General features: G+C 49.3%; 1 pseudogene. It reads left to right on the top strand.

The window, feature by feature from the left end:
- Positions 1-655 (top strand): annotated as a pseudogene (gene ebgA, locus R7040_RS27190) (beta-galactosidase subunit alpha); the annotation flags it as partial.

The raw sequence follows: 655 nt of genomic DNA, 5'->3' as shown, positions 1-655 counted from the left end.
CGAAGCCTTTGTTAACTTCACCGTACGCAAAGACAGTCGCACGCTTTACAGCGAAGCCAACCATGAAATTGCGGTGTATCAGTTCCAACTGAAAAACAAGTCCGCGACGTTGCCTGCGCTGGTCAACCACAATATTCAACCCTTGCTGCTTGAAGAAAGCCGCCTAGAGCATGTGATCACAGGTCATAACTTCACGCTTACCTTCTCCAAAGTAAACGGCAAACTGACTTCTTGGCGCGTAAATGGCGAAGAGATCATTCAATCTGAGCCGAGACTGAACTTCTTCAAACCGATGATTGATAACCACAAACAAGAGTATGAAGGTTTGTGGCACCCAACGCATCTGCAAATCATGCAGGAGCACTTCCGCACACTTGCTGTGGAAGCAACTGATGATTCCGTCTTGATTACGACCACCAGCATCATTGCGCCGCCGGTCTTTGATTTTGGCATGCGTTGTACCTATCGCTATCAAATCAATGCTCAAGGCCATTTGAACGTGGAACTGAGTGGCGAGCGCTACGGCGACTACCCTCACGTGATTCCGGTCATCGGCTTGGATTTGGGCATCAACGGCAGCTTTGACCAAGTGAGCTACTACGGTCGCGGCCCAGAAGAAAACTACCAAGACAGTCGCCAAGCTAACCTCATTGAT

Source organism: Vibrio sp. 1069 (genome assembly GCF_033340555.1).
Note: the sequence above shows the minus strand (reverse complement) of the source record. Positions and strands in the feature narration are given on the sequence as shown.